At 67.2% G+C, this 7,871-nt stretch carries 6 protein-coding genes, 1 tRNA gene and 1 pseudogene; 4 read left to right on the top strand and 4 right to left on the bottom strand.

The features are described 5' to 3' along the window. Window positions 1-90: 90 nt before the first annotated feature. Both ACFU95_RS50450 and ACFU95_RS50445 read right to left on the bottom strand, forming a co-directional pair. Window positions 91-483 carry a hypothetical protein gene (locus tag ACFU95_RS50450; RefSeq protein WP_383844528.1) on the bottom strand — a complete coding sequence of 131 codons (393 nt, stop codon included), beginning with the start codon at window positions 481-483 and terminating at the stop codon, window positions 91-93. Window positions 484-499: 16 nt separating this feature from the next. Beyond that, on the bottom strand, window positions 500-1,780 hold the full coding sequence (locus tag ACFU95_RS50445; RefSeq protein WP_383844525.1) for an activator-dependent family glycosyltransferase: 1,281 nt from the start codon (window positions 1,778-1,780) through the stop codon (window positions 500-502). 903 nt (window positions 1,781-2,683) lie between these two features. On the opposite strand from ACFU95_RS50445, the gene ACFU95_RS50440 reads away from it, so the two are divergent. Next, window positions 2,684-2,762: transfer RNA gene (locus tag ACFU95_RS50440), tRNA-Arg, on the top strand. Window positions 2,763-3,127: 365 nt separating this feature from the next. Here ACFU95_RS50440 and ACFU95_RS50435 read toward each other — a convergent pair. Next, window positions 3,128-4,198, bottom strand: coding sequence for a hypothetical protein (locus ACFU95_RS50435; RefSeq protein ID WP_383844522.1), 1,071 nt, complete (start codon window positions 4,196-4,198; stop codon window positions 3,128-3,130). Between the two features lie 344 nt (window positions 4,199-4,542). On the opposite strand from ACFU95_RS50435, the pseudogene ACFU95_RS50430 reads away from it, so the two are divergent. The 3 genes and pseudogenes from ACFU95_RS50430 to ACFU95_RS50420 all read left to right on the top strand — a co-directional run. Further along, a pseudogene (locus ACFU95_RS50430) lies at window positions 4,543-4,865 on the top strand (iron chelate uptake ABC transporter family permease subunit); the annotation flags it as partial. A gap of 1,550 nt (window positions 4,866-6,415) precedes the next feature. Next, window positions 6,416-6,679 (top strand): CopG family transcriptional regulator, encoded by a 264-nt coding sequence (locus ACFU95_RS50425; RefSeq protein ID WP_383844519.1) that lies wholly within the window; start codon window positions 6,416-6,418, stop codon window positions 6,677-6,679. Beyond that, window positions 6,676-7,092: a PIN domain-containing protein gene (locus ACFU95_RS50420; protein ID WP_383844516.1), complete on the top strand. Its 417-nt coding sequence runs from the start codon at window positions 6,676-6,678 to the stop codon at window positions 7,090-7,092. The genes ACFU95_RS50425 and ACFU95_RS50420 overlap by 4 nt, the downstream gene beginning before the upstream one ends. A gap of 222 nt (window positions 7,093-7,314) precedes the next feature. On the opposite strand, the gene ACFU95_RS50415 is transcribed toward ACFU95_RS50420, so the two are convergent. Continuing rightward, window positions 7,315-7,659, bottom strand: a complete 345-nt coding sequence (locus ACFU95_RS50415) for a hypothetical protein (RefSeq protein ID WP_383844512.1) — start codon at window positions 7,657-7,659, stop codon at window positions 7,315-7,317. Window positions 7,660-7,871 lie beyond the last annotated feature (212 nt).

Genomic DNA, 7,871 nt, shown 5'->3' with positions numbered 1-7,871 from the left:
CCGGGGAGGTATCCGGCCGCCAGTGGGGAAGCTCGCGGCCACAGAGTGCTAGATAAACGGCCGCCTACGGGGAGTATCCACTGGCCGCCGTCACACACCCCCGACCAGCAGCGAGCTGTACTCCAGCGGATCCGACACGATCAGATCCGGACCGTAGATGCGAGCGAACTCCATGTACCGCCCGACCAGATAACGCGCATGGGTCATCCACACCCGCCCGTACCCGCCCAACGCCTCGAGCGAGGCACGGGGACGCGTCTCGAGCGGGCGCTCCCCCTCCCGCAACCCGGCGACCAACATGTCGTCCACGTGGAACCAGTCGCCGACGCTCACCGCGTTGAGCCCGGCCGAGGCGACCGCCCCCAGTACATCCGGCTGACCCGCGACCACCACCTCATGGCCCGCACCCCGCAGGGCCCACGCCAACGACACCAACGGCGTGAAATGCGTCGGCGCGGGGGTTGACATCATCAGTACACGCATCGAACTACTCCCTGCGTCAGCGGCGGTAGCGGTCGGACAGCTTCTCCAGGACAGGCACGACGTCACGCGGGCTCGGTGTCGCCAGCATGTCGTCATGAAGTCCGGCCGCCCCGTCCTGGAACGAGGGCTCGTGGAGCACGCGGAACAGCTGCTCCGCGAAGACATCGGCCGAGTAATCGGTACGGCTCACGGTCAGCCCGGCGCCTCGCTGCTCCACATACCGAGCGAAGGCAACCCGGTCCCCGCCTTCCCCGGGTGCCGGGATCAGCTGGGGCACCTGGTGGGCGACCGCTGCCGCAAAGGTCCCTCCGCCGCCATGGTGCACAACCGCGGAGCAGGTCGGCAGCAGGAGATCGAGCGGGAGATAGTCCACTATGCGGACCTGGTCGGGGAGTTCCTCCACGTCGGCGAGCTGGGCGGAGTTCACGGTGGCGACCAGCTCGATGTCGAGCTCCTCCACCAGACCGAAGATGTCGGCGATCGGCGAAGCACCGTGTCCGGAAAGAAACTTGCGTGTACTCATGCCCAGTGTGAGGCACACTCGCGGGCGCTTCGGCTCGTCGTACAACCATTGCGGAACAGTGGTCGTGCCCGTGTACGGGACTCGGCGCAGCGCCGTGTAGCGCAGGTCGACCGGCAACCGCATGCGTTCGGGCAGCAGATCGAGTGTCCACTGGCCGACGGCCAGCTCGGCGTCGAAGTCGAGCCCGAAGCGTCGGAGGGTCGGCCGCATGAGTTCCGCGAGCGGATGCTCCGTGAGCGGCTGGGCCGGTCGGCCGATCCGCTCCGTGAACCGTTGCTGCGCCCAGCCGACGTAGTCGAGCCCGTACAGGACACGGGCATGCGCGGCTCCGCTGAGTCGGGCCGCGACGGGAGCCGCCAGGACCAGGGGATCCCACAGCACAAGATCGGGTCGCCAGGACCGGGCGAAGGCCACCAGGTCGTCCACCGCACGGTCGCTCTCGGCCCGCTGCGGATCGGTGGGGAAATAGAGCGAGACACCTGCCAACGTGTAATAGCGGATGGCATTGCGCAGATTGAGATCGTCGGAACCAATTTCCAGGGCCTCGGTGATCTGCTCCAAACGCTGGTCGCTCGCGCCGTCCCGCATGAGGGCCCCGAGGTCCGCAGGCCGCCCCACGGAGACAGCGGTCAGACCGGCCGCGGTTATGGTGGCGGCCATGTCGGGGTGGCTGGCGACCCGGACCTCGTGGCCACTAGCTTGAAGCGCCCAGGCCAGTGGAACTATCGGATATAAGTGCGCTGTTGCCGGCATGATCGAAAAGAGGACACGCAAAGAGACTGCTCCAATCGCTGGAGTGAAGCACGTGAGTCTTGGGGGCTGGAACGCTCAGACCGCAAGTCGCACGAATGCATGCTGCGTCTGTGCCGTGTTTGCCGGAGGTTCGGATGGAGACCGAAGGAGCGTTCCGACTCGCGATATTTGTTGGCCTCCGGGTGATTCGTGACTGTGTCGACACGACACAAATCGCTATAAATGAAGGCGTTCGTCAGAACCGAGAAGAACGCACGACACCGGATACTGAAACAAGCCTCTTCGGTTTCAGCTCACGAGACAAGCGAGCAGCCGTCAAATGTGCTTACATTTCTACAACTCGACTACAGAAGAGCGTCAAATCCTCGTCAAATAGATTCAGGGCACTCTCGACCGGCAACAGCAACAGCGTCTCTTAACAGTTCCTCGATCTGAAGCGCTGCGGTACGCCCAGGGGGCCGTACGAACTGCCCAAAGACGGCCGCACAAAGGAGCGCCGACAAGCCGCCGACGAACTCCGTTCTTCGCCCTACGGTTGCGCGATTGGCAGCAGGGCAGTCCGGGGCAGGGCTTGAGCACTCACCGACGGGGCCACAGATCCAGTCCTCCGACTGATGCCGTTCCCACCATGAGGGGAGAGCCGCGGCGCGGATGTCGCGGCCCAGTTTGAGGCGTTGCATGGGGAAGTTCCGCCAGGGCCGGGCGCACACCCGGCGCACTTGATTGCCCGCGCGCCCTCGACCGCCTTCGCGTTCGATTGAAGCGAAGATTGCACACGCCCTACCCTGAAAAGGCATTCATGATCTCCATCACGCGACACAAGCTGACTGGCACGACGAATCAACCAGGAGCAGGGCGACCAAATGGGGCATTTAATTTTCGCGGGCTATATGCGGGACGGCGGGCCTGACAACCCGTCAGTCAGCCCGCCGACCTGGTAAAACGTATGAAAATCCGACGGCCTCCGGAGCCGTGTGCGCAGGTTCGAATCCTGCCGGGGGCACCGGAAATCAAGGCCCTGACCTGCAGAAACGCCGGTCAGGGCCTTTCTTGTGCATGCCAAAACAGCAACGGCCTACATAGCCGTGAGCAGTCGTGCGCAGCTGACCGCCATCAAGCCTCTGACCAGGCACTTTGCGGCGCCGAAACCGGGTAAGTCACGATTCCGCTGTCCCACGGACAAGGCCACGGAACTCGTCCGGGACATTCGCGGGACGAAAGTCCGCAGCGGGCCCGTGTGACCTGTCGAACGCTGGGCAGAGAACTCTCTGACCTGCTGTTTTCCAGGACGGCCGGTGATACGGACACACGGTCAGTGCGGCCGTTTGCCTTTCGGTGGACGCCTCGCCATGCAGAGCGCGGCCGGCCTCAGGTCAGGGTGACGCGCGGTTCCGGCTCCCAGGTCCCCAACAGGACGGAAGCCGGTGCGGCCCAGTCGTCGGCGTCCTTGAGCAGGTCGACGGCCTCCATCGACGTCTCAGCTGCGAGGAGTTGCTCACCGATGCCCTGGGGCACCCACAGGGCGGCCGTCCCGTGGCACCAGTCCACGGCGACCTGATACACCGTGACAACCGCCAACTCCCATGACGTCAGCGGGTCGTGCGCGCCCCCACCATGCGGGTACCAGCGCCGGGGCGGGATCCGCACGGCGATCAGGCGCCAAGGGCGTCCGGCGGACTGCTCGGCGGCCAGTAGGCGGGCCTGCTCGGACCAGGCGGCGGTCAGCCCGACCAGCGAGTCTTCCGCCTCTTCCCGACCCTTGCGGCGGCGCCCCAGGGCCTCGTGCAGCGCTTGTTCGGCCGCCAGCGCCGCCTGGGCGAGCGGCTTGGCGTCCCACCGGGCAGCGGCATGCCACGCCTGCCAGACCCTCCGCAGCACCATGGGGGCTTCGCTGCCGAAGATCCCGAAGCCGGTGCCCGCGCTCGCCGCGGGCGCGGGGAGCAAGGCGACGGCCGCTGCCTCGGCGAGCATGCGGGGTGCGTAGAACCGGGTCAGCAGCTGCCGCTGCTGCTCGGCGAGTTCCGCCTGCGCCCCCATCCGGGCTTCGGCCCAGGGATGCAGCCAGGGGCAGGCGGCCAGGCCCTCGGCGGCCGACACCAGTCGGTCCTGCGTGTCCTGCCACAAGGCGCTCAGGTCGTCGCGGCAGGCGCGGGCCTGGGCGTGGCGCTCCCAGGCATCTGCGTCGTCATCGTTGTCCGGGAACTCGCCCAGCGACAGCAGCCGCACCGCCTCGGTGATCTCCGCCTCGTCCGGAAGCTGCTCCCGCATCTCCTCTTCGTCCAACCCCAGCCGCGACACAGCATCGAGCGCGTCGAGGAATACCGGCCAACGGCCGTCGTCGGGCACCGGCCAGCGGCAGCTCCAGTTCGTGCAGAGCCGATCGAGCGAGGACGCGTCAAGCGTGAATTCGACGGCGCGGACCGAGGAAGCCTTGCGCAAGTGGGGGCAGTCATCGACCGCGTGAATGAGCCCTGTGTCGGAAACCGCAGTGAATCCCGAGAACAGCGTGCCCTCGAAAGGACCCAGTGGTGTGCCCGTATCGATGCACCGGCCCAGCACAACGGACAACATTCCGGTCTCTGACGTGGTCATACGACCGACCCTAATCCACGGCGTTCTTGGTGGTCCGGCCTGCCGACGACCGGCTCCCAGAGCGGCCTGGGCGCGGGCTGCGTCGGCCACCTGTTCACGAGATGCACGGCGCCCACGGCCAAGTGGTGTCCTGGGCGAGGCCCATTCATACCGACCGCCGGGCCTACCTGAGACGGCTCGGCGAGTTCGCTGAGCTCTGGAAGGCACTCACCGTCCCGGGCCCCCCACGCCTCCGTCGTCCTCGCCTCCCGCCTGCCGAGGGCGACCGCGGGCTGCTCGTCGGGCCGTGCTCGGCATGGCGGGCGCCGCCCTGCAGGCGGTCAGCCGCAACGCCCTCGCCTCACCCGACACCCTCACGGTGGACGGCAGCTTCTACCTGCCCCTCGGGCTGACTGCCGTCCCCGGCACCTCGCTCCCTCTGCCCGCCTCCTGCGGCGTCGCGTTCGCCGACGGCCTCGCGGCGGCGGCTGTCGTACTCGGCCTGTCCAGCCTCGGCGCGGGCACCGTCCTGCTCTCGAACTGTCTCCTCGCCAGATGTGACTCCAAATAACTCGTATTCGTGCAGGAGTTGCTCGATGCGCTGGTTGGCAATCGCAGCCCGCCCGTACAGGCATTTGGCGTACCGGGTCAGGAGGACTTCGACGCTGTTGCCGGCGCGTTCGGCGACCTCGGTGGGATCGACTCCGGCGTTCAGCCAGGTAGACAGAGCTGAGTGGCGCAGGTCGTAGGGGCGTGCCGCGAGCGGTGACCGCACCAGGCCGGATGGGAGGGCGAGTTCGCGGGCTTCATGCCAGACGCGGCCGTAGGTGCCGGAAGCCATGATGCCGCCACGCTCGTTGAAGAACAGCCGCCCGTCGTCGGCGGCGCCGAAGGTGTCGATGCTCTCCCGCCACATCGCGACCAGTTGGGGCGGTAGCGGCACCGGACGGGTGTCGCCCGGCGGCCGGTCTTTCAGACCACGCTCGTCGTGGAGCCGTCCGGTGTCGGTCCACTTCTTGCCCGCCTGGGGCCGGGTGATGTGCAGGGTCACCCTGCCCCAGCCCTGGGCGGGCAGGAGGCAGTCCGGCAGGGTCACCGCGACCGCTTCCTCGGGCCGCAGCCCGGCGTAGTACATGCCGCCGAACAACCCGACCAGCCGCCGTCCACGCGCCCGCCGGTAACCGCCGACGTGGGAGACGGCGCAGAGCAGGGAGCGGGCCTGGGTGGGGTTGGCGACCACCCGCGGATCGACCTGCTGGACGGTCTTGGCGATGCGCCAGCGGATCGCGGCGAGCGGGTCAGTGGGCAGCCGGCGCTGCTCGATGGCGTAGCCCACCGCGTTGACCAGGGTCATGCGCTTGTGCCGCTGGGTCTCGGCCGCTGCCACCGTGCCGTCCTGCTTCAGGCGCAGGTCCTCCAGCACGGCCCGCATCACGGCCGGATCCAGCATGTCGGCCAACGGGCGCGAGGCGCCCGCCACCCAGCGCAGCACGAGGCGCACATCGGTCGGCATGCCGCCAGGCTCGGGCCGGGGCACGACGAACGCCCAGTCCCGCAGCGCACGATGCAGCAGCTCGTCACTCGGGCGACCCCGCATGTCCCGGAGCATTGCTCGGGTGATCGCGCACAGGGCCTCGTTGGTCTCGTTCCGGGTCTTCGCCGCGATCTTCGGCCAGCGCATGTCCAGATACTCGAGCGCGAAGGCGTACCAGCTGATGCCGACCGCGCACCCGCGAGCCGAGCCACGGCTCGTACCCACGTGATACTGCTCCTGGGCGGCACAGTTCCGGACAGCACGGACCAGTTCGGCGCCGAACACATCGGCCAGCTCCCGGACGTCTGCCGCCGCGGTCGGGACGTGGCCATTGCCGCGCAGCCCAGCGATCACGTTTCTTCCAGCGCGACTCCTCTTGGGCACGCTACGCATCGGGGATGCCGCATTCCTCATGACGCCCACCACCTTTCTGCCCAGGTGAACCCGCAAGCACATCGGGGTAATGGCATCCCAGAAGCCACGCTGCCCTCACCTGGAAACAGAAAGCAGACCAGACACCCGCAGGGAGGATTGGAGGTAGGATGGGTAGTATGAGTGAGCCTACCGGCAAGTACTCAATCACCATGCCCCGCGATATCGCCGAAGCCGCCAAGGCCCGCAGCGGCCCCTCGGGCCTGTCTGCCTATGTCGCCGCCGCCGTCGCGCGCCAGATCGAGCGGGACAATCTCAACGAGCTCATCGCCGTCGCCGAGGCCGAGCACGGGCCCATCACCGACGAAGAGGTCCAGGCCCTGCGCGACCAGCTCCACCAGGCCCGCCAACAGCAGACGCAAGGCGGGGCGAACGCCGCGTGACCCGCCCCTCCCCCGCTGCCCCCGGCGGCACTCTGGTCCTCGACAGCGAAGGGCTGGCCAAGGCCGTCCTTCGCGACCGCACCGTCACCGGCTGGCTCGCCCTCGCTCGCGCCGACGATTTGCGGGTGATCACTTCCGCGGCCACCCTCGTGGAAGTGGCCCACCCCCGGATCAACCGTCCGGCCTTGGAGTGGATCCTCTCCCGCCTCGTCATCGAACCGGTCACCGAGCCCATCGCCCGGCACGCCGCCACCCTCCTCGCCGACGTCGGCCTGCACGGCCACAAGTACGCCATCGACGCCATGCTCAGCGCCACCGCCCTCGCTGCCCCCGGTCCGACGACGGTTCTCACCTCAGACCCCGAGGATCTGACCGCCCTGTGCGGCTCCCGCATCACCGTCATCAAGGTCTAAACATCGGCTCTCGCCCTGCGGTACCGGTCTCCTCCGGCGCTCGCCACCGCAGGGCCGCCAACCACGGAGCCATTCCGATCTGAACCATGGCAGTAGCCGCCACCCTAAGACCCAAACGTGGCCTTTTTAGTGAATCTGAGCGCGAACGAACTCGATGCCAACCAAGGCAAGTTCAGAATTGAGCAGCGTCTGCCCAAGTCCCGCCCTAGAGCCTGAATGAGCTCACTCATTCTTCCTTACCTTCGATGCCTCGGATCGAGCCAGCAATTTCTCGGCGAACTCATCCCAGTCGGGGCCGAAACTCAGGAGATCCGATCCGGCCTGCGCCAGGATTTCGGCGTCGTCAGGCCGCTGTAGGCACAGCAGACGGAAAGCCAGGTTGCGTGCCCAGACCGGGAGTGCCATCCAGTCTTCGGCCAGGGATTCCTGCAGCGACTCCCAGAGATCCTCAGGATCCGCGAAAGTCACCTTCTCGATGAATCGCCGGACCTCGACGGGGATTCCCATGGCGCCGCCATCCACCCCGCCCGTGGAGACCTGCGACATGAGTTGCGTCAGTTCGGACACAGTCAGCCTTCCGCTATGGGTTCAACCATTAGGTCGCAACCCGGTATGTACCGTCGGGTGTCTGCGACACGCGATATCCGACATTGTGCCCGTCTACGTCAACAGCCCCCTCCAGGGGCTTAGCCTCGATCTTTCGTGACGGTCCGCCGACGGAGTCGGTGGGCCGTTTCGCTTTCTGTGGCTGGTGGTGGGCAGGCTGAGGAGCCGTGTGT

The sequence above is a fragment of the Streptomyces sp. NPDC057623 genome (genome assembly GCF_042800355.1).
Taxonomy (GTDB): Bacteria; Actinomycetota; Actinomycetes; order Streptomycetales; family Streptomycetaceae; genus Streptomyces.
Note: the sequence above shows the minus strand (reverse complement) of the source record. Positions and strands in the feature narration are given on the sequence as shown.